Below are 19158 nucleotides of genomic sequence, written 5' to 3'. Positions count from 1 at the left end.
CCGTAGGCTCGGGGCATGGACGAGGTTCGATTCGGCGCGCACGCGCCCGCACGACGCACCATCGTGCACGTCAGCGACACGCATCTGCTCGCGGGGCAGGCGAAGCTCGCCGGCATGTACGACGTCACCTCGAGCCTGGCGCGCACCCTCGCGGCGATCGAGCGCACGGGAGTGCGAGCGGATGCGGTGGTCTTCACGGGCGATCTCACCGACCTCGGCGAGCCCGACGCCTACCGCGCGCTGCGCGAGGCGGTCGAGCCGGTCGCCGAGCGCCTCGGCGCCCCCATCGTGTGGGTCGCCGGGAACCACGACGAGCGGCCCGCGCTGCGCGTCGAGTTGCTCGACGGCTCTGCCACGCAAGAGCCCGTCACGGGGGTGTGGGACCTCGACGGGCTGCGCCTGATCGCCCTCGACTCCACGGTCCCGGGGTGGCACCACGGCGATCTCGGCGCGGACCAGCTCGCATGGCTGAACCGCGTGCTGGCCGAGCCGGCGCCGCTGGGCACGATCCTGGCGCTCCACCACCCGCCGCTGCCGAGCCACCTCCCGTTCTTCGACATCCTCGAGCTGCGCCACCAGGAGGCGCTCGCCGACGCCATCGCGGGCAGCGACGTCCGAGCGATCCTCGCCGGGCACCTGCACTATGCGACGAGCGGCATGTTCGCCGGCGTCCCCGTGCATGTCGCATCCGCCACCTGCTACACGATGGACCTCGCCCTGCCCGCCGTCGAGGTGAACGGGATGGATGCGGGGCAGGCCTTCCACCTCGTGCACGTCTACGACGACACGATCACGCATGCGGTCGTGCCGGTGACGGATGCGCCGACCGCCGACTTCTTCTCCGCCGAGTGGGTCGCCCGCATGGCGGAGCTGACCCCGGAGGAGCGGCTCGAGCGGTTCTCGCGCAAGCCCGCGCGCTGATTCGCCCGTGGCCGGTATTCGCCGCCACGTATAGTGCGCAGCATCCCGCGCGCCGAGTCGTCCATCGTTCTCACCCAGTGCACCCGCGTACGCTGAGGTGTACCCACACCCGCCGTGAACCCACAAGGACTGCATCACATGGCTCTGGACGCAATGACGCGCACTCGCACCGAGACCGACTCGCTGGGATCCATGGAGATCCCCGCGGACGCGTATTGGGGCATCCACACCGCTCGCGCACTCGAGAACTTCCCGATCGCGAAGCGGCCCATCTCGGTCTACCCCGACCTCGTCCGCGCGCTGGCCATGGTGAAGCAGGCCTCGGCCCGCGCCAACGCCGACATCGGCGTGCTGGACCCGGACAAGGCGGACCTGATCGACCGAGCCGCACAGCTCGTGATCGACGGTGAGTACCACGACCAGTTCGTGGTCGGGGTGATCCAGGGCGGGGCCGGCACCTCGACCAACATGAACGCGAACGAGGTCATCACCAACATCGCGCTCGAGCTCGCCGGGCGCGCACGCGGCGACTACGCCTTCCTCTCGCCGATCGACGACACGAACCGCAGCCAGTCGACGAACGACGTCTACCCCACCGCGATCAAGGTGGGCCTCTCGCTGACCCTGCGCAGCCTCCTCGAGGAGCTCGACCTCCTGCGCAAGGCGTTCCTCGCGAAGGCCGTCGAGTTCCACGACGTGCTCAAGGTCGGCCGCACGCAGTTGCAGGACGCGGTGCCGATGACCCTCGGCCAGGAGTTCCACGGCTTCGCGTCGACCCTCGGCTACGACTACCAGCGCCTCAACGAGAACGCCTACCTCCTGTGGGAGATCAACATGGGCGCCACGGCGATCGGCACGGGCATCACGACCCACCCCGCCTACGCGCCGGCCGTCCTGAAGCACCTCCGCGCGATCTCGGGTCTCGACCTCGCCACGGCGTCCGACCTCGTCGAGGCCACGAGCGACACGGGGTCGTTCATGTCGTTCATGTCGTCGCTCAAGCGCAACGCGATCAAGCTCTCGAAGATCTGCAACGACCTGCGCCTCCTCTCGTCGGGCCCGCAGGCGGGTCTCGGCGAGATCAACCTGCCGCCCGTGCAGGCGGGCTCGAGCATCATGCCCGGCAAGGTCAACCCCGTCATCCCCGAGGCCGTCAACCAGGTCGCCTTCGCCGTGGCCGGCGCAGACCTCACGGTGACGATGGCCGTCGAGGGCGGCCAGCTGCAGCTGAACGCGTTCGAGCCGGTGATCGCGCACTCGATCTTCCAGTCGATCATGTGGATGCGCCAGGCCATGTGGACGCTGCGCGTCAACTGCATCGACGGCATCACCGCCAACCGTGCCCGCCTGGGCGCGATGGTCGGCTCCTCGGTCGGCGTCGTCACGGCCCTGACGCCGTTCATCGGGTACGCGGCATCCGCGGCCCTGGCCAAGACCGCCCTGCTCACCGGACGCAACGTCGCCGACCTCGTCGTCGAGGCGGGCCTGATGTCGCGCGAAGAGGTGACGAAGCAGCTCTCGCCCGCGCGTCTGTCGGGCCTGGAGACGGTCACGGCGGCGATTCCCGTGCTGCACGCGGCGGAGAACGTCGTCGAAGAGGAGCACTGACCCACGCTCCGCAGAGTTCAGCGCCCCGCGCCGCGGCATTGCCTGCGAGCGACGGGGCGCTGAACTACGGATTCCAGGATGCCGTGACCTTCGGGCCCCCGTCAACCCTCACGGACACGCTTTGACGCTCGCGGACCGGTCCGGTTGGATGGTCTCATGACTGACAACCGCACGAAGCCCGAGATCGACGCCCCCGAGGGCCCCGCTCCCGACGAGCTCGTCATCCGCGACATCGTCGTGGGCGACGGGGCCGAGGCGAAGCCCGGCGACAACGTGACTGTGCACTACGTCGGCGTCGAGTACGAGTCGGGCGAGGAGTTCGACTCGTCGTGGGTCCGCGGCGAGACCATCCAGTTCCCGCTGCGCGGCCTCATCCAGGGCTGGCAGGACGGCATCCCCGGCATGAAGGTCGGGGGGCGCCGCGAGCTCACCATCCCGCCGCACCTGGCCTACGGCCCCGCCGGCGGTCACTTCCTCGGCGGCAAGACGCTGATCTTCGTGATCGACCTCATCGCCGTCGGCTGAGAGCGCGCACCGACACCGGATGCCCGGGACCGCACGGTCCCGGGCATCCGTGCGTTCGATCGGCCTTCACGCGTGCGCCGGCATGCGCGAGCCCACGGCCCGCAGCGCCACCGTCGCCCACGTGCGGAACGGTCGCCATGCCTCGGCGATCCGCTCGAGCTCGTCGTCGTCCGGACGATGGTCCAGGCCGTAGAGCTCCTGCACGGCTGTTCGGGTGTGGTCCTCCTGCGTCGAGAGCACATCCGTCAGGCCGCACGCGCGGATCACGATGAGCGCGCTGTAGAACGGCCCGATGCCGGGCAGTCGCTGCACGTCGGCCATCGCGTCGGCCGGCGACATCGCGGTGAGGCGTCCGATGTCCAATGCGCCGTCGAGAGCGGCGCGTGCGATGCCGTGCAGTCGCGGGACGCGGTCGGCGGGCAGGCCGGGGAAGGATTCGAGCTCGAGCAGCTGCATCGGCGTGGGCAGCGCGGCCTCCGGCGCCCCGGCCAGCTCGAACACAGCCCCGTGCACCTCGCTCAGCCGCCGGCGCAGGCCGATGCCCTGGGCGCGCGCCCGCCGGGCGGACACGACCGCCCAGACGGCCGCCTCGTACGGGCTGTAGAAGTTCGACGGGCGGAATCCGGGAGCCGCGGCGTACACGCGGGACAGCACAGGATCGGCCGCGCACACCGCAGCCCACGCCACGCCGTCGTGGTCTGCGGAGACGACGCGGGCGACCTGCCGTGCGATCGCATCCAGGTCGCCCTCGCCGTGCACGACGAGTTCCAGCTCGCCGTCGCCGTGGCGCACCTCGACGCCGACCTGCCCGTCGAGCTCGTCGGTGCAGAAGGCGAGGCGCATCACCCCGTCGAAGTCCTTCTCGTCGCGGTGGCCGAACCCCATCAGTGCGACCTCACGCAGGTCGTAGGCACCGCGGAGCGCGATCGAGGTCGTGCGGGTCGTGGTCATCGACCCAGTGTGCCTCGGGGGTGGGACATTCGCGCGGGCGGTCAGGGCTCCGGGTGCGCGGCGTCGTAGGCGCGGAAGCGCGGGCTCAGCCGCACCAGCACTCCGACGAGCGCGATGATGACGATCCCGCCGAGCAGGGGCGGCAACCACAGCGTCGTGAGGGTCGCGAGCGCGCCGGCGTAGAGCGCTCCGACGCGCGGGCCGCCGGCCACGACCACGATGAAGATGCCCTGCAGACGCCCGCGCACGGAGTCCGGCACGGCAGCCTGCATCATCGTCGAGCGGTAGATCGCGCTGACGTTGTCGGCGGCTCCCGCGATGGCGAGCACGACGACCGCGGCAGCGATGAGCACGAGGTTGGGGGAGTGCGGCCCGACGACCGGCGGGGCGAACCAGCCGAGGGCGGCGGCTGCGAGCACGAGGCCGAAGACGAGCATCGCCAGTCCGTAGACCTGGATCGCGCGCTCGATGCCGATGCCGTGGTGTCGTACGCGCCCGATCGGGCCCGAGAAGAGGCTCGAGAGGAACGCACCGGCCGCGACGGCCGCGGTGAGTGCTCCGGTCGTGATCGCTCCGCCCCCGAGCAGCACGGCGCCGACGGCCGGGAACAGAGCGAGCGGCTGGCCGAAGGTCATCGCCGTGATGTCCAGGATGTACTGCAGCCGGATGTTCGACGCACGACGCAGGAACGCCCATCCGTCCGCGAGGGACTGCAGGCCCGGACGCACGATGTCTCCCTCGGGTCGGACGCTGGGCAGCGTCCAGAGGCCGAGGAACAGCGACGTCATGAGGACGACGTCGATGGAGTACGTCCAGGCGTAGCCGGCGAACGCGACCAGCAGGCCGGCCAGAGCGGGCCCGGCCATGACCATGAGTCCGTACGAGATGCCCTGCAGGGCGGATGCCGCCGGCAGCTGGTCTCGCGGGATGAGACGCGGCACGATCGCGGCCCGCGTCGCCATGACGATCGAGTTCGCCGCCGAGATCACGATGCTGAGGGCGTAGAGCCACCACACGGTCTCGAGGTGCGCCCACGTGAGCCCGGCGAGCAGCGCGGTCGAGGCGAACGTGACGCTCGCCGCTGCGAGCGCGACCACCCGCCGGTCGAAGGCGTCGGCGAGCATGCCGCCGTACAGCCCGGCGATCATCATCGGGACGAGCCCGGCGAAGGCGATCATCGCGACCGCGAAGGAGTCGTGCGTGATCTCGTACACCTGGAGCATGACCGCGACGATCGTCAGCTGGCCGCCGAGGCCGGAGAGCGTCGAGCCCGCCCACATGCGCGCGAACGCGGGAGTGCCCAGAGGGCGCAGGTCGATGAAATGCTCGCGGCGCAGCCGCGGTCGCGTCCACGCCATCACGATGCGAGGCTCATGCGGACGATCGATGACACCACTAGAGGTTATCCGGCGTGAAGTATCGATGGCGCGGTGCCGGCACCCGCGGGAGGCGAGAACACGCCGGGGCTCGGCATCCTGTAGACTCTTCAGGTTGCCGTTGGATCGGCCGCGGATAAAGAGCGCTCGCACATCGGGTGACGGGCACCGCGCAACGAAGAGAAAGGGGATCACCTATGGCACTTGATGCAGAGGTCAAGAAGGCGATCATCGAAGAGTACGCGACGCACCCCGGTGACACCGGATCCCCCGAGGTGCAGGTTGCGATGCTGACGCAGCGCATCAAGGACCTGACCGAGCACCTGAAGGAGCACAAGCACGACCACCACTCGCGTCGTGGGCTGTTCCTGCTCGTCGGTCAGCGCCGTCGTCTGCTCGGCTACCTCCAGGACGTCGACATCAACCGTTACCGGTCGTTGATCGAGCGTCTCGGACTGCGCCGCTAAGCGCGACCAGCGTTCAATCGCTCAAAACATTCTTGGTCCCGCCCGGCGGGACAGCGAAGGCCGCTCCACGGTGTGGGGCGGCCTTCGCTGTCGTGTCGGGGAGGGGCGCGGCATCCGTCGTCACTGCGCCGGTCAGGTCCTTCTGGTCGACCGTCTGGTCGGTTTTGGAGCCTGGACCGCCTCCAGGTAAGGTTGTGCTTACTGAGGTTCGCCTTACCTGACTTGGCGGACCTGCTCACCTCCCCAGACAGAGAGCAAGAACGCCGTGCTCGCCACATTCCTCATCGGCCTGCGCGAGGGCCTCGAAGCCGCGCTGGTCGTCGGCATCCTCATCGCCTACCTCACCAAGATCGGCCGCCGCGACGTCCTCCCGCGGGTGTGGATCGGGATCGCGCTCGCGATCGGGCTGGCCCTGTCCATCGGCGCCGTCCTCACCTTCGGTGCGTACGAGCTCACCTCCACGGCCCAGGAGGCCATCGGCGGATTCTTCTCGCTCGTCGCCGTCGCGATGGTGACGTGGATGATCTTCTGGATGCAGAAGACCGCCCGCAACATGAAGAAGCATCTCGAGGGCGGGCTCGACCGCGCACTGGCCCTGGGCGGCCTGTGGGCACTCGTGCTGGTCGGCTTCGTCTCCGTCGCCCGCGAGGGCATCGAGGCGGCCCTCCTGCTGTGGTCGATGGCGCAGTCCTTCGGCGACACGCCCACGGCGCTGCTCGGCGCACTGCTCGGCATCGTCGCCGCCGCCTTCCTCGGCTGGCTGCTGGCGAAGGGGATGCTGAAGCTCGATCTGCGCCGCTTCTTCCAGTGGACCAGCGTCTTCCTCGTCTTCGTGGCCGCGGGCGTCCTCGCGTATGCGCTGAAGGACCTGCAGGAGGCCGGCATCCTCCCCGGCCCGTACTCGGCCCTCGCGCCCATCGTCCCCGCCACCGGCGAGGTCGCCGTGGGCCTGGCGGCCTTCCCGTTCGGGTGGGCGTTCGACGTGAGCACCGTCATGCATCCCGGCGATCCGCTCGCCGTGATCCTGCAGGCGACCGTGGGCTTCATGCCGCAGATGAGCTGGCTGCAGGTCGTCGCCTGGGTGCTCTACATGGCGATCGTCGGCGGATTCTTCGTGCGCGGCCTGCGCCGTGCGCGGCCGAAGACCGTACCGGCACCTCAGCCCGCCGCCCTCGCCGAAGGAGCCTCATGACCCGGCCCCGCGCACTCGCTGCCGCCGCCGCCCTCACGATTACCGCCGCCGCCCTCACCGGGTGCGTCGCGAAGGCGGATGCCGCGGCATCCCCGTCGATCTCCGTGACATCGACCGACACGGCGTGCGACCTCTCGACGGCGACCGCGCCGAGCGGCACCGTCACCTTCGACGTATCGAACACCGGCAGCCAGATCACCGAGTTCTACCTGTTCGCCGAGGACGGCGTGCGCATCGTCGGCGAGGTCGAGAGCATCGCGCCGGGCGCGAAGCGCAGCCTCACGGTCGTCGCACAGCCGGGCAGCTACAAGACCCTGTGCAAGCCCGGCATGGTGGGCAGCGGCGTCGGCATGGCGGCCTTCGAGGTCACCGGCAGCCGCGTGAAGACCGATGGCGCGGATGCGGATGCGAAGAAGAAGGCCGTCGACCTGTACGCCGCCTTCGTGAAGGACCAGGTCGGTCAGATGCTCCCCGCCGTCACGACGTTCGCCGCGGCCTACGCGGCCGGCGACGATGCGACGGCCAAGGCCCGGTTCCCCGTCGTGCGCGGCTACTACGAGCGGATCGAGCCGGTGGCGAGCTCGCTCAGCGACCTCGACCCGAAGATCGACTACCGCGAGCTCGACGCGCAGGCCGACGGCATCCCGTGGACCGGCTTCCACCGCTTCGAGAAGGACCTGTGGCAGCCCGCGCAGGATGCGGTGAACTCCGATCAGTCGACGCCCGCATGGCAGGACTGGTCGCCGTCGACGCCGGCCGAGCGCACGACGTACGCCGACGGCCTCGTCGCGAACGTGCAGACGCTGTACGACTACGTGCACGCCGGCGACTTCCGGAAGAACCTCGAGTCGCAGGGCATCGCGGCCCTCTCCAACGGCGCCTCGGCCCTGCTCGACGAGGTCGCCACGGGCAAGATCGAGGGCGAGGAGGACTGGTGGTCGGGCACCGACCTCTACGACTTCACCGCGAACGTCGAGGGCTCGAAGATGGCGTTCTCGCTCGTGCGCGACCTCGCCCGGTCGAAGGGTGCCGCCGCCGGCGCGCTCGTCGCCGAGATCGACAAGGGCTACGCCGGCATCGAGGCGAAGCTCGCGACCTACGGGTCGTTCGACACGGGCTTCGTCCCCTACTCGCACGTGACAGAAGGGCAGCGGCGCGAACTCAGCGACCTCATCAACGCGCTCGCCGAGCCGCTGTCGCAGCTGACCTCCACCGTCCTGAAGTGACGGAGGGCACCGAGCCCGCTCGGGCCGAGCAGAAGGGTCTCAGCAGGCGCGGCCTGCTGGGCCTGCTCGGCGCGGGGGCGGGCGGACTGGTCGTCGGGGGGATCGGCGGCGCCGTGGCCGGCGCCTCCGTCGCCACCGCGCAGGCGGCGAGCGACACGGGGGTCGTGCACCCGTTCTTCGGCGCGCATCAGGCGGGCATCGCCACGCCCGTGCAGGACCACCTGCATTTCGCGGCCTTCGACGTGGCGCAGGATGCGACGCGCGAAGACCTGATCTCGCTCCTGAAGGACTGGTCCTATGCGGCCGCGCGCATGACCCAGGGCCTCGACGTGAGCGCCACCGGAGCGGTCGGCGGGGCGCCCGACGCGCCGCCGGATGACACCGGCGAGGCGCTGGGCCTGCCGGCGAGCGCGCTCACCATCACCTTCGGGTTCGGCCCGGAGCTCTTCGAGAAGGACGGTGTCGACCGCTTCGGCATCGCGGCCCGACGCCCGGAGAGCCTGCAGGCGCTGCCGCGCTTCGTCGGCGACGCGCTCGAACCGGGCAGCTCCGGCGGCGAACTCTGCATCCAGGCGTGCGCCGACGACCCGCAGGTCGCCGTGCACGCGATCCGCAACCTGAGCCGCATCGCCTTCGGGCGGGCGCAGATCCGCTGGTCGAAGCTCGGCTTCGGCCGCACGTCGAAGACGACGAGCGCGCAGCTGACGCCGCGCAACCTGTTCGGGTTCAAGGACGGCACGGCGAACATCCTGGCCGAGGACCCCACGGCGATGGACGAGCACGTGTGGACCGACGGTCCCGCGTGGCTGGCGGGCGGCTCGTACCTCGTCGTGCGCAACATCCGGCAGAAGATCGAGCCGTGGGACCGTCAGCAGCTGAGCGAGCAGGATCGCATCATCGGGCGCTCGAAGGGCGAGGGCGCACCGCTGTCCGGCGGCAGCGAGTTCACCGAGCCCGACTTCGCCCAGACGGACGAGACCGGCAAACCCGCGATCGACATGCACTCGCACGTGCGGCTCGCGCATCCCGATTTCAACCACGGCATCCGGCTGCTGCGCCGCGGCTACAACTTCGTCGACGGCAACGACCCGCTCGGCTCGCTGAACGCCGGACTCTTCTTCCTCTCGTATCAGCGCGATCCCCAGCGGTTCGTCACGATCCAGCGCGCCCTGCGCTCCGATCTGCTCAACGAGTACATCGAGCACACCGGGTCGGCGGTGTTCGCCATCCCGCCCGGCGCGAGGCAGGGCTCGTACGTCGGCGCCGGCCTCTTCGCCTGACCGGGGCCGCCTGTTCCGGAGGCGGGTGAATCCGACGACGCCCTGTGATGGGATGGCCCCAGGAACCGGGGAATAGAACAGCTCCCGATGCGTTGCAGAAGATACATTCAATTGCATAGAACCGGATGCGGAAGCATCCCGAAAGCGAGAGACCAGTGAGCGAGCAGCAGCAGCCGGCCGTGCAGTTCGGCATCTTCTCGGTGAGCGACATCACCCAGGACCCGACGACCGGGACCACCCCCACCGAGGCCGAGCGCATCCGCGCGACCCTGACCATCGCCCGGCACGCCGAGGAGGTGGGCCTGGACGTCTTCGCGCTCGGCGAGCACCACAACCCGCCGTTCTGGTCGTCGTCCCCGACGACGACACTGGCGTACATCGCCGCGCAGACCGAGCGCCTGATCCTCTCGACCGCGACGACCCTCATCACCACGAACGACCCGGTGAAGATCGCCGAGGACTTCGCGATGCTGCAGCATGTGTCGGGCGGCCGCACCGACCTCATGCTCGGCCGCGGCAACACCGGTCCGGTGTACCCGTGGTTCGGCAAGGACATCCGCCAGGGCCTGCCGCTGGCGATCGAGAACTACGCGCTGCTGCACAAGCTGTGGCGTGAGGACGTCGTGGACTGGGAGGGCACCTTCCGCACCCCGCTGCAGGGGTTCACCTCCACGCCGCGCCCGCTCGACGACGTGCCGCCGTTCGTGTGGCACGGATCGATCCGCACCCCCGAGATCGCCGAGCAGGCCGCGTACTACGGCGACGGGTTCTTCGCGAACAACATCTTCTGGCCCCAGGACCACTTCGCCCGTCTCATCCAGCTGTACCGCCAGCGCTTCGCGCACTACGGGCACGGCACGCCCGAGCAGGCGATCGTCGGCATCGGCGGACAGGTGTTCATGCGCGCCAATTCGCAGGATGCGGTGCGCGAATTCCGCCCGTACTTCGACAACGCCCCGGTCTACGGGCACGGCCCGAGCCTCGAGGACTTCAGCGAGATGACCCCGCTGACCGTCGGCTCGCCGCAGCAGGTCATCGACCGCTACGCCGGCATGCGCGACGCGTTCGGCGACTTCCAGCGCCAGCTGTTCCTGCTCGACCACGCCGGCCTTCCGCTGAAGACCGTGCTCGAACAGCTCGACATCCTCGGCGGCGAGGTCGTTCCGGTGCTCCGCAAGGAGCTGGCGAAGAACCGCCCGGCGGAGGTCCCGGATGCGCCGACCCACGAGTCGCTCGTGCAGGCGAAGTACGGCGACGAGCAGGCGCGGCAGCCGCGCCCGGGAGCGAACCGCGGCGACAACCTCGTCGGCGACCGCCCCTACGAGGACACCCCCGCTCCGCAGGGCTCCGCGTTCGGGGTGAAGCGATGAGCGGCCGCCGGATCGCCGTCGTCTCGGCCGGGCTGTCGAACCCCTCGTCCACGCGCATGCTCGCCGACCGCCTCGCATCGGCGACCGTCGCGCGGCTCGCCGAGCGGGGGATCGAGGTCGAGGTCGACACGTTCGAGCTGCGCGACCACGCGCACGACATCACGAACAACCTGCTCACGGGCTTCGCTCCGCCCGCGCTCGAGTCGATGGTGAACGCGGTGGTCTCGGCCGACGCGCTCATCGTCGTGACGCCCATCTTCTCGACGAGCTACTCGGGGCTCTTCAAATCGTTCATCGACATCCTCGACCCCGACGCGCTGGCCGGCAAGCCTGTGCTCATCGGGGCCAACGCGGGCACCGCGCGCCACTCGCTCGCGATCGACTACGCCATCCGGCCGCTGTTCGCCTACCTGCACGCGCAGCCGGTGTCGACGGGTGTGTTCGCGGCATCGGCCGACTGGGGTGGAGCGGGCGACGACGTCGCCCCCCTCGCCTCGCGCATCGTGAAGGGCGCCACCGAGCTCGCCGATGCCGTCGCCGCCCGGGCCGCCGTCGTGACGAGCGACCCGTTCGATCCGGACAACTACCTGGGCGAGGGCAAGTCCTTCGGCCACCTCCTCGGCGGCCTCGCAGGGGAGTAGCTCTCACCTCCGCGCCGTGCCGATGCGTCCCCCCGACGCATCGGCACGGCCGTTGCGCACCCGTGGACCCTGAAGGGTCCGCAGGAAGGGGCCGGAGACGAGCCCCAGGACGGCGCCCCCGACCATACCTGTCACGGCGCCGAGCGCAGCCACCGCCGCGAGCGGCCAGTCCGCTCCCGCGAACCCGGCTCCGAGGAAGACCACCGGCATCGCGGCCGTCCAGCCGAGCGCGCTCGCGGGGATCCATCGCCATGGGTGGGCTGCACGACCTCGCAGAACCACGGCCTGGGCGGCGCCCAGCAGTGCCCCCATGACAAGTCCGAGGCCTGCCGCACCGGCCAGGATGAGCAGGCGTGGCGGCTCGCCGCCGCCCTCGTCGGTCGTGAGAGCGGCGGGCGCCGAGCCGGCGGCCCACCCGATCCCGGCGACCAGAACCGTCACGAGGACCCAGCGCAGTCGTCGGCCGTGCAGCCATCTCGCCAGCCCGGCGCCTTGCGCGACACCGAGTGCCATTCCCTCGATGAGCCCGCCTGCCACGATGATCCACAGCCCTCGCGCCGGATCGGCGACGAGCGTCTGCGCTGTCCGGGTTGCGACGGCGGATGCGGCCATGCCGAGCGTCTCCGCGGCCGCGCACAGGGCGGTCCACCGCAGCAGCGACGGCGGTGGAGTGCTCCGGTCGGTGACCACGGGATCGTCGAGCATGCTCTTCTCCTTCTCCACCGATCGTGGCCGCTGATCCGGCGGCGGCATGGGACCGAAGTCCCGTCCCGCACGACCCCGCGCCGGGACTAGCGCACCCAGACGTACTCGGTGATGGGGCGGCCGGGCGTGCCGTACCGGGGGCTGCGGTCGAGCCGTCCGGCGTTCGCGAGGTGCTCCAGATATCGTCGGGCGGCGACGCGCGACATCCCGAGCCGCTCGGCCGTCTCTGCCGCCGACAGCGGCTCGCCGCCGCGCAGCGTCGCGGCCACCAGCTCCAGCGTGGCGGCGGAGAGGCCCTTCGGCAGGTCGGCGGCACCGACCGGGCGGAGTGAGCCCAGCAGAGCGTCGATCTCGGCCTGGGTGGCCGGCCCGGCGGCCTCCACCATGCGTCGCCGGTAGTCGGCGTACTGCTCGAGCCGGTCGCGGAAGGCGGGGAACGAGAACGGCTTGACGAGGTACTGCACGGCGCCGAGCCCCACCGCGGCGCGCACGACGTCGGCATCGCGCACGCCCGTGATCGCGATGATGTCGACGTCGGCGGCGCGCGCCCGGATGTGACGCGCGACGTCCAGACCGTGGCCGTCGGGCATCGTCATGTCGAGCAGCACGAGGTCGATCCCGCCCGGGGGCGGAGTGTCGAACACGGCGGTGAGCGCGGCGCGGGCGCCGTCGCATTCGGCCACGACCTCGAAGCCGGGCAGCCGTGCGATGTACTCGCGGTGGAGCTCGCGGGTCAGGCGCTCGTCGTCGACGATCAGCACGTGGATCATCGCCGGGCCCCCTGGGCGGGCAGGGTGACGCGGAACGTGGTCGGATGCATGCCGAGCTCGATCGTGCCGCCTGCCGCCTCGGTGATCGCGCGCACGAGGGCGAGCCCGACGCCGCGTCCGGCCTTGCCCGCGGGCTTCGTGCTGAAGCCGTGCTCGAAGATGCGGTCTCTGAGGTCGTCCGCAACCCCCGTGCCGCTGTCGGCGACGGTGAGCACGACATCGCCCTGCGGAGCCGAGGCGACTCCCACCCGCACCCAGCGGGGCGGCTGGCCTGCCGCCGCCGCGTCGATCGCGTTGTCGACCAGGTTGCCCACGAGCGACACCGCGTCGACCGCGCCGAGGGCGGTGCGAGGGATGCCGGGCTGCATGTCGACGGTCCACTCGACTCCGCGTTCGGCGGCCTGGGCCGCCTTGCCGAGCAGCAGCGCAGCGACGGTCGGGTCGCCGTCGCTGGCGACGACCTTGTCGACGAGGTCCTGGCTGGAGCGGGCGGTCTCGGTGAGCAGCTCGATCGCTTCGTCGGTGCGGCCGAGCTCCATGAGTGCGACCGCGGTGTGCATGCGGTTGCCGTGCTCGTGCGTCTGCGCGCGCAGCGCTTCGCCGAGCGTGCGGACCGACTCGTACGACGAGACCGCATCCCGCACGCTGCCGGCCGGGAGGTCGCCGGTCACGCGCCTGGTCGCCCGACCGGCCACGAGGGCGCCGAGCACGCCGGCCGCGACCACGGCGAGTGCGATGACGATCGCGAACGGCAGGCGTGGGGCGAGCGCCGAGGCGAGGGACTCGACCGTCACGCCGACGGACACCCATCCGACGAGGCGTCCGTCCGACACGACGGGCGTGATCGTGCGGACCGAGGGACCGAGGGTGCCGGAGTATTCCTCTGTGAGCGTCTGCTCGCCCGTGGGGATGGTGCCGATGTAGTGCTTGCCGATCTCCGCCGGATCCCGGTGGGTCACCCGGATGCCGTCCGGCGTCATGATCGTGATGAAATCCACCCCCGACCGCGCGGTGACCCGCTCCGCGTAGGACTGCAGTCGGGCGGATGCGTCGGGTCCCGGCAGCGCCTGCTGCACGGCATCCGTCGTCGCGATCGTCGAGGCGAGCGCCCGCGTCACCCGCTCGGCCTCGGCCCGCACCGACCGTTGCGCGTCGATCACGAGCAGCAGGGCCACGAGCGCGCCGACGATGACGACGGCGCCCAGCAGCACGACGACGACGCGCGTCGCCGCGCTCGTCGCTCGTCGCCGACCCGTCATCGCGCCGCTCCCTCCGAGCCCGTCACGACCCATCCGACCACATGAGGCGCCGATGCGACACGACCGCGCCGGGACCAATACGACCACAACTCGGCGCGCCCGCAGAGGGCGCGCACGCTGTGATCACCCGCTGATTCGGCGGCATCCGACGATGGATCTCTTCAAGGAGGCGACGATGGCTCTTTCGACCCGGACGAACTCGTTCAGACTGCCCGGCTACAACTGGCGCAAGGGCAAGTATGCGTGGGACAAGCACACGTGGCTGTACCTGTCCGTCATTCTCGCCGTCGTGCTCGGCGCGATCGTGGGACTGGTCTGGCCGGAGGCCGGCGTCGCACTGAAGCCGCTCGGCACGGCGTTCGTCGCGCTCATCAAGATGCTGATCGCCCCGATCATCTTCTGCACGATCGTCGTGGGGGTCGGGTCCGTCGCCAAGGCCGCGACGGTCGGCAAGATCGGCGGGCTGGCGCTCGTGTACTTCATGGTGATGTCGACCTTCGCGCTGGCGATCGGTCTCGTCGTCGGGAACATCCTCCACCCGGGTGCCGGCCTGCACATGGCGACGTCCACGTACGACACCTCGACGACCGAGGCCGCGACGACGCAGGACTTCCTCCTCGGCATCATCCCCGTCACGTTCTTCTCGGCCTTCACCGGCGAGAGCATCCTCCAGGTGCTGTTCATCGCCCTGCTCGTGGGATTCGCCCTGCAGGGCATGGGCGAAAAGGCGGCTCCGATCATGACCGCCGTGAAGTACCTTCAGGCGCTCGTGTTCCGCATCCTGAGCATGATCCTCTGGCTCGCCCCCATCGGCGCCTTCGGTGCGATCGCCGCCGTCGTGGGGTCGACGGGAGCCGCCGCGATCTGGAGCCTCGGGCTTCTCATGGTCGCCTTCTACATCACGTGCTTCCTCTTCATCGTCGGCATCCTCGGAACGCTGCTGTTCGTCGTCACGCGGATCAACATCTTCAGCCTCATGAAGTACCTCGCCCGCGAGTATCTGCTGATCGTCGGCACGTCCTCGAGCGAATCGGCGCTGCCCCGGCTCATCGCGAAGATGGAGCACCTCGGCGTGCAGCGGGCCGTCGTGGGCATCACGGTGCCCACGGGCTATTCCTTCAACCTCGACGGGACGGCGATCTACCTGACGATGGCCGCGCTGTTCATCGCGTCGGGCATGGGCGCGCCGATGTCCATCCCGCAGCAGATCGGGCTGCTGGTGTTCATGATCATCGCGTCCAAGGGCGCCGCCGGCGTGACCGGCGCCGGCCTCGCGACGCTCGCGGGCGGCCTCCAGGCCTACCGTCCCGATCTGGTCAACGGGGTGGGTGTCATCGTCGGCATCGACCGCTTCATGTCCGAGGGCCGCGCGCTCACCAACTTCACGGGCAACGCCGTCGCGACGATCCTCATCGGAACGTGGGTCAAGGAGTTCGACAGCGCACGCGCACGGGCGGTGCTGCGCGGAGATCTCCCGTTCGACGAGACGACGATGCAGGACGACGACCACGACGGGATGTCGACGGCGACGGATGCCGTGGGCACGCAGGGGCTCGAAGAGGCCGCGGTAGCGGAGGCCGCAGCCAAGGAGCAGCGGGCCCGGGAGCGTGCGCTCACGCGCTGACCGCCGGCACGCGCGTCCGAGGCCGTCCCCGTGGGGGCGGCCTCGGATCGCGTCGTCAGGGCTCGATCTCGCCGTACTCGATGGCCGACTCGCGCTCCTCGAGCTCGGTCTCGTCGACGTCGTCCTCGACGCTCTCGTCGGGGTCGAGGGTCGGCGGCGGAAGCCGCAGCTCGGCGTCGTCGTCGAGGTCGACGACGCGCTCCTCGTCCGGGTCCGCGCCCTCAGGCGGCTCGGTCGGCTGGATGACGCTCATGGCAGGCCTCCGCTCATCCGCTCTTGCGGCGGAACTCCCGCTTGTGGCCCGCACGCCCCTGCGTGCGGTCGACCGGCGAGTGACCGTCGAGGTGACCCTCACCGGGGTGCTGGGCCGCGTTCTTCTTGTCGAGCGCCTCCTTGAACTTCCGCTTCATGTCCTCGGACGCGCTGGTCGTGTTCTCCTCGGTGCTCATCCCGCAACGCTACCCGCGGGCCGATGGGCCTTCAATACCGGGCCCGGGGCCTCCCTCGGCCGCCGGCGCGGTCGCCGGGCCCGGGGCCTTCCTCGGCCGTGCACAACTGCGGGTGGCGTGCCCGACACGCCGGGGCACCGCATCCCTGTCCCGGCGTGTCGTCCATGCCACCCGCGGTTGTGCGCGTGCCGGGGCTCCGCGCCCCGGCAACGGCGACCCCGGCGGACGACGATGGGGCCGAATATCCCCGATCAGGGCGGCACTGGTAGGATCGGCAAGGTTGCCTTCGCGGCATCCGCTCAACGAGATGTTGGGCTCACGGAGCAGGCCGGCAGGAGCTGGTCCCCTGTGGTGGGTTCCCATGCGACGCATGGTGATCTTCTACTGGTGGCCAGCGCAGGCGGTTCCGCGGTCACGACCGCGCGCCGACACTGCCTGTTCCTGCTCCTTCGCACGATCTCGCGGACGAAACGCGTCCGCGAGTCTAAACAAAGAAGGAGGGACCTCTTGGAAGGTCCGGAAATCACCGCCGCAGAGGCCGTTCTCGACAACGGCCGTTACGGCACCCGCACCGTCCGGTTCGAGACCGGACGCCTCGCCCAGCAGGCGCAGGGCGCCGTCGCGGCGTACCTCGACGAGGAGACCATGCTCCTGTCGGCCACGAGCGCGAGCAAGCAGCCGCGCGAGGGCTTCGACTTCTTCCCGCTGACCGTCGACGTCGAAGAGCGCTCGTACGCAGCCGGCAAGATCCCGGGTTCGTTCTTCCGTCGCGAGGGCCGTCCCTCGACCGAGGCGATCCTCGTCTGCCGTCTGATCGACCGCCCGCTGCGTCCGTCGTTCGTCGACGGCCTGCGCAACGAGATCCAGATCGTCGTCACGGTGCTCTCGATCGCACCGGGCGAGTTCTACGACGCGCTCGCGATCAACGCGGCGTCGCTGTCGACCCAGATCTCGGGCCTGCCGTTCTCCGGCCCGATCGCCGGTGTGCGCCTCGCGCTCATGCCGGGCCACGGCGACCACCCCGATCAGTGGATCGCCTTCCCGAACGCCGCGCAGCTCGAGGACGCCGTCTTCGACCTCATCGTCGCGGGCCGCGTGCTGCCCGACGGCGACGTCGCGATCATGATGGTCGAGGCCGAGGCCACGGAAGGCAGCTGGAACCTCATCAAGGCCGGCGCCGTCAAGCCCAGCGAGGCTGTCGTCGCGCAGGGTCTCGAGGCATCGAAGCCGTTCATCAAGGAGCTCGTCGCCGCGCAGAACGTCGTCGCGCGGACGGCCGCCAAGGAGATCCAGGCGTACCCGGTCTTCCCGGCCTACAGCCAGGAGACGTACGACTTCGTCGCCGGCCGCGCCTACGACGACCTCGTGGGCGTCTACCAGATCGCCGACAAGATCGAGCGGCAGAACGCGGATGACGCGGTCAAGGAGCGGGTCAAGGGCCAGCTGCTCGCCGCCGTCGAGGCCGGCGAGCTGCCGGCCGTCGCCACGGCCGAGTTCTCGGGCGCGTACAAGTCGGTCACGAAGAAGATCGTCCGCGGTCGCATCCTCTCGGAGGGTGTGCGCATCGACGGTCGCGGGCTGGCCGACATCCGTCCGCTCGACGCCGAGGTGCAGGTCATCCCGCGCGTCCACGGCTCGGCGATCTTCCAGCGCGGCGAGACGCAGATCCTCGGCGTCACGACGCTGAACATGCTCAAGATGGAGCAGCAGATCGACTCGCTGTCGCCGGTGACGCACAAGCGCTACCTGCACCACTACAACTTCCCGCCCTACTCGACCGGTGAGACCGGTCGTGTCGGCAGCCCGAAGCGCCGCGAGATCGGCCACGGCTTCCTGGCCGAGCGCGCGCTCGTGCCGGTGCTGCCGAGCCGCGAGGAGTTCCCCTACGCGATCCGCCAGGTGTCCGAGGCTCTCGGCTCCAACGGCTCGACGTCGATGGGCTCGGTGTGCGCCTCGACCCTGTCGCTGCTGAACGCGGGTGTGCCGCTGCGCGCCCCCGTCGCCGGCATCGCGATGGGTCTCGTGTCCGACGAGGTGGACGGCCAGACCCGTTACGCGGCGCTGACCGACATCCTGGGCGCGGAGGACGCGCTCGGCGACATGGACTTCAAGGTCGCCGGCACGAGCGAGTTCGTCACGGCGATCCAGCTCGACACGAAGCTCGACGGCATCCCGTCGTCGGTGCTGACCGCCGCGCTGCAGCAGGCCCACGACGCCCGTCTGACGATCCTCGGTGTCCTGAACGCCGCGATCGACAGCCCGGACGAGATGGCGCCGACGGCGCCTCGCGTGATCAGCGTGCAGATCCCGGTCGACAAGATCGGCGAGCTGATCGGCCCGAAGGGCAAGACGATCAACGCGATCCAGGACGAGACCGGCGCCGACATCTCCATCGAGGAGGACGGCACCGTCTACATCGGCGCCGTCGACGGCGCGTCGGCCGAGGCCGCCCGCGCCCAGGTCAACGCGATCGCCAACCCGCACAACCCCGAGGTCGGTGAGCAGTTCCTGGGCACGGTCGTGAAGATCGCGACCTTCGGTGCGTTCGTCTCGCTGATGCCGGGCCGTGACGGACTGCTGCACGTCAGCGAGGTCCGCAAGCTCGCGGGCGGCAAGCGCGTCGAGAACGTCGAGGACGTCCTCTCGGTCGGCCAGAAGCTGCTCGTGCGCATCACGAAGGTGGACGACCGCGGCAAGCTGTCGCTCGAGCCCGTGCTCGACGACGCGGACCGCGAGGGTCGCGCCTCGGCGGACGAGGGCCAGGAGGCCCCGGTCGAGGGCTGATCCCCGTATC

General features: G+C 70.2%; 18 protein-coding genes. 11 read left to right on the top strand and 7 right to left on the bottom strand.

Annotated elements, in window-relative coordinates:
- Positions 1-15: 15 nt before the first annotated feature.
- The 3 genes from SM116_RS13495 to SM116_RS13485 all read left to right on the top strand — a co-directional run bounded on the left by SM116_RS13495 (position 16) and on the right by SM116_RS13485 (position 3054).
- Complete coding sequence (locus SM116_RS13495) at positions 16-921, top strand: phosphodiesterase (protein WP_320941492.1); 906 nt, start codon at positions 16-18, stop codon at positions 919-921.
- Between the two features lie 138 nt (positions 922-1059).
- A complete protein-coding gene (locus SM116_RS13490) occupies positions 1060-2529 on the top strand; it encodes an aspartate ammonia-lyase (RefSeq protein ID WP_320941491.1) in 1470 nt (489 codons plus the stop codon).
- 156 nt (positions 2530-2685) lie between these two features.
- A complete protein-coding gene (locus SM116_RS13485; protein ID WP_320941490.1) occupies positions 2686-3054 on the top strand; it encodes an FKBP-type peptidyl-prolyl cis-trans isomerase in 369 nt (122 codons plus the stop codon).
- A 66-nt stretch (positions 3055-3120) separates the two neighbouring features.
- Here SM116_RS13485 and SM116_RS13480 read toward each other — a convergent pair whose 3' ends face one another.
- Positions 3121-4005: a DNA-3-methyladenine glycosylase family protein gene (locus SM116_RS13480; RefSeq protein ID WP_320941489.1), complete on the bottom strand. Its 885-nt coding sequence runs from the start codon at positions 4003-4005 to the stop codon at positions 3121-3123.
- 41 nt (positions 4006-4046) lie between these two features.
- On the bottom strand, positions 4047-5363 hold the full coding sequence (locus SM116_RS13475; RefSeq protein WP_320941488.1) for an MFS transporter: 1317 nt from the start codon (positions 5361-5363) through the stop codon (positions 4047-4049).
- A 215-nt stretch (positions 5364-5578) separates the two neighbouring features.
- Here SM116_RS13475 and rpsO point away from each other — a divergent pair, with 215 nt between their 5' ends.
- The 6 genes from rpsO to SM116_RS13445 all read left to right on the top strand — a co-directional run bounded on the left by rpsO (position 5579) and on the right by SM116_RS13445 (position 11557).
- Positions 5579-5848, top strand: coding sequence for a 30S ribosomal protein S15 (gene rpsO, locus SM116_RS13470; protein ID WP_179437729.1), 270 nt, complete (start codon positions 5579-5581; stop codon positions 5846-5848).
- A 265-nt stretch (positions 5849-6113) separates the two neighbouring features.
- Positions 6114-7040 (top strand): iron uptake transporter permease EfeU, encoded by a 927-nt coding sequence (gene efeU / locus SM116_RS13465; RefSeq protein ID WP_320941487.1) that lies wholly within the window; start codon positions 6114-6116, stop codon positions 7038-7040.
- Positions 7037-8266 (top strand): iron uptake system protein EfeO, encoded by a 1230-nt coding sequence (gene efeO / locus SM116_RS13460; RefSeq protein WP_320941486.1) that lies wholly within the window; start codon positions 7037-7039, stop codon positions 8264-8266. The genes efeU and efeO overlap by 4 nt, the downstream gene beginning before the upstream one ends.
- A complete protein-coding gene (gene efeB / locus SM116_RS13455; protein WP_320941485.1) occupies positions 8263-9546 on the top strand; it encodes an iron uptake transporter deferrochelatase/peroxidase subunit in 1284 nt (427 codons plus the stop codon). The genes efeO and efeB overlap by 4 nt, the downstream gene beginning before the upstream one ends.
- A gap of 179 nt (positions 9547-9725) precedes the next feature.
- Complete coding sequence (locus SM116_RS13450; protein WP_425563257.1) at positions 9726-10916, top strand: LLM class flavin-dependent oxidoreductase; 1191 nt, start codon at positions 9726-9728, stop codon at positions 10914-10916.
- Entirely contained in the window at positions 10913-11557 is a 645-nt protein-coding gene (locus SM116_RS13445) for an FMN reductase (RefSeq protein WP_320941483.1), read from the top strand. The genes SM116_RS13450 and SM116_RS13445 overlap by 4 nt, the downstream gene beginning before the upstream one ends.
- Positions 11558-11560: 3 nt before the next feature.
- Here SM116_RS13445 and SM116_RS13440 read toward each other — a convergent pair whose 3' ends face one another.
- From SM116_RS13440 to SM116_RS13430, 3 genes are all read right to left on the bottom strand, one after another.
- Positions 11561-12262: a hypothetical protein gene (locus SM116_RS13440; RefSeq protein ID WP_320941482.1), complete on the bottom strand. Its 702-nt coding sequence runs from the start codon at positions 12260-12262 to the stop codon at positions 11561-11563.
- Positions 12263-12348: 86 nt separating this feature from the next.
- Positions 12349-13032: a response regulator gene (locus tag SM116_RS13435; RefSeq protein ID WP_320941481.1), complete on the bottom strand. Its 684-nt coding sequence runs from the start codon at positions 13030-13032 to the stop codon at positions 12349-12351.
- Positions 13029-14291, bottom strand: a complete 1263-nt coding sequence (locus SM116_RS13430) for a sensor histidine kinase (RefSeq protein WP_320941480.1) — start codon at positions 14289-14291, stop codon at positions 13029-13031. Before SM116_RS13430 ends, SM116_RS13435 begins: the two co-directional genes overlap by 4 nt.
- Positions 14292-14466: 175 nt before the next feature.
- Between SM116_RS13430 and SM116_RS13425 the strand changes: the two genes are divergently transcribed.
- Positions 14467-15915, top strand: coding sequence for a cation:dicarboxylate symporter family transporter (locus SM116_RS13425; RefSeq protein ID WP_320941479.1), 1449 nt, complete (start codon positions 14467-14469; stop codon positions 15913-15915).
- 55 nt (positions 15916-15970) lie between these two features.
- Here SM116_RS13425 and SM116_RS13420 read toward each other — a convergent pair whose 3' ends face one another.
- Together SM116_RS13420 and SM116_RS13415 are read right to left on the bottom strand one after the other, a co-directional pair.
- Positions 15971-16168: a hypothetical protein gene (locus tag SM116_RS13420; protein WP_320941478.1), complete on the bottom strand. Its 198-nt coding sequence runs from the start codon at positions 16166-16168 to the stop codon at positions 15971-15973.
- Positions 16169-16181: 13 nt separating this feature from the next.
- Entirely contained in the window at positions 16182-16364 is a 183-nt protein-coding gene (locus SM116_RS13415; protein WP_320941477.1) for a DUF5302 domain-containing protein, read from the bottom strand.
- A 507-nt stretch (positions 16365-16871) separates the two neighbouring features.
- Between SM116_RS13415 and SM116_RS13410 the strand changes: the two genes are divergently transcribed.
- Positions 16872-19148: a polyribonucleotide nucleotidyltransferase gene (locus SM116_RS13410; protein WP_320941476.1), complete on the top strand. Its 2277-nt coding sequence runs from the start codon at positions 16872-16874 to the stop codon at positions 19146-19148.
- Positions 19149-19158: the final 10 nt, after the last annotated feature.

The organism is Microbacterium rhizosphaerae (assembly GCF_034120055.1).
Taxonomy (GTDB): Bacteria; Actinomycetota; Actinomycetes; order Actinomycetales; family Microbacteriaceae; genus Microbacterium; species Microbacterium rhizosphaerae.
Note: the sequence above shows the minus strand (reverse complement) of the source record. Positions and strands in the feature narration are given on the sequence as shown.

What these genes read in the sequence shown, in the direction of transcription:
- SM116_RS13495 (WP_320941492.1), top strand. Translation starts at nt 16, where the DNA reads ATGGACGAGGTTCGATTCGGCGCGCACGCGCCCGCACGACGCACCATC.
- SM116_RS13490 (WP_320941491.1), top strand. Translation starts at nt 1,060, where the DNA reads ATGGCTCTGGACGCAATGACGCGCACTCGCACCGAGACCGACTCGCTG.
- SM116_RS13485 (WP_320941490.1), top strand. Translation starts at nt 2,686, where the DNA reads ATGACTGACAACCGCACGAAGCCCGAGATCGACGCCCCCGAGGGCCCC.
- SM116_RS13480 (WP_320941489.1), bottom strand. Translation starts at nt 4,005, where the DNA reads ATGACCACGACCCGCACGACCTCGATCGCGCTCCGCGGTGCCTACGAC.
- SM116_RS13475 (WP_320941488.1), bottom strand. Translation starts at nt 5,363, where the DNA reads ATGGCGTGGACGCGACCGCGGCTGCGCCGCGAGCATTTCATCGACCTG.
- rpsO (WP_179437729.1), top strand. Translation starts at nt 5,579, where the DNA reads ATGGCACTTGATGCAGAGGTCAAGAAGGCGATCATCGAAGAGTACGCG.
- efeO (WP_320941486.1), top strand. Translation starts at nt 7,037, where the DNA reads ATGACCCGGCCCCGCGCACTCGCTGCCGCCGCCGCCCTCACGATTACC.
- SM116_RS13445 (WP_320941483.1), top strand. Translation starts at nt 10,913, where the DNA reads ATGAGCGGCCGCCGGATCGCCGTCGTCTCGGCCGGGCTGTCGAACCCC.
- SM116_RS13440 (WP_320941482.1), bottom strand. Translation starts at nt 12,262, where the DNA reads ATGCTCGACGATCCCGTGGTCACCGACCGGAGCACTCCACCGCCGTCG.
- SM116_RS13435 (WP_320941481.1), bottom strand. Translation starts at nt 13,032, where the DNA reads ATGATCCACGTGCTGATCGTCGACGACGAGCGCCTGACCCGCGAGCTC.
- SM116_RS13430 (WP_320941480.1), bottom strand. Translation starts at nt 14,291, where the DNA reads ATGACGGGTCGGCGACGAGCGACGAGCGCGGCGACGCGCGTCGTCGTC.
- SM116_RS13425 (WP_320941479.1), top strand. Translation starts at nt 14,467, where the DNA reads ATGGCTCTTTCGACCCGGACGAACTCGTTCAGACTGCCCGGCTACAAC.
- SM116_RS13420 (WP_320941478.1), bottom strand. Translation starts at nt 16,168, where the DNA reads ATGAGCGTCATCCAGCCGACCGAGCCGCCTGAGGGCGCGGACCCGGAC.
- SM116_RS13415 (WP_320941477.1), bottom strand. Translation starts at nt 16,364, where the DNA reads ATGAGCACCGAGGAGAACACGACCAGCGCGTCCGAGGACATGAAGCGG.